Source organism: Ideonella lacteola, from assembly GCF_038066555.1.
GTDB classification, from domain to species: Bacteria; Pseudomonadota; Gammaproteobacteria; order Burkholderiales; family Burkholderiaceae_C; genus Ideonella; species Ideonella lacteola.
In genome coordinates, this window is record NZ_JBBUTG010000087.1 from 1 (window position 1) to 545 (window position 545).

The following is a 545-nucleotide window of genomic DNA, read 5'->3' on the forward strand; positions in this document are numbered from 1 at the left end:
TCGAGCGCGGGTGACTGCGACTTTGCTGCCAGCAATTTCACGGTGGATGGCAAGTACGGTCTGGTGTTTGTGCCGCGCTACCAGAACTCGGTGAGCTTCAAGGTGCAGCTGGGCAAGGACATCGGCACGGAGCTGAAGATCGACGCGGCGCAGCCGACGACAGCCACGCTGAAGGCCGGGCAGAACGCGCGCTACACCTTCAACGGGGTGACGGGCAAAAACCTGCAGCTGCTGTTGACCAACAACACGCTGGACGACGGCAACACGGGCACCAACAACTACACCTACGTGTATGTGTACAAGCCCGATGGCAACTACCTGACGTCGGCGTACCAGTACACGAGCGACCGTTCGGGAATGATGCTGACGCTGCCGACGCTGCCGGTGGATGGCGTCTACACGGTGCTGGTGAACCCGGACAACCTCGACGAAGGCCAGATCAAGCTGCACCTGAGGACGGCCAACAGCGGCACGGCGCTGGCGACCGACGCCACGGTCACGACGGTGAACGTGGCAGACCAGGAGCTGGGTTACTACAGCTTCAC

General features: G+C 61.8%; 1 protein-coding gene. It reads left to right on the plus strand.

Annotated elements, in window-relative coordinates; translation table 11 throughout:
* A partial coding sequence (locus AACH06_RS30145; protein WP_341429532.1) for a hypothetical protein occupies positions 1-545 on the plus strand: 545 nt, incomplete at both ends.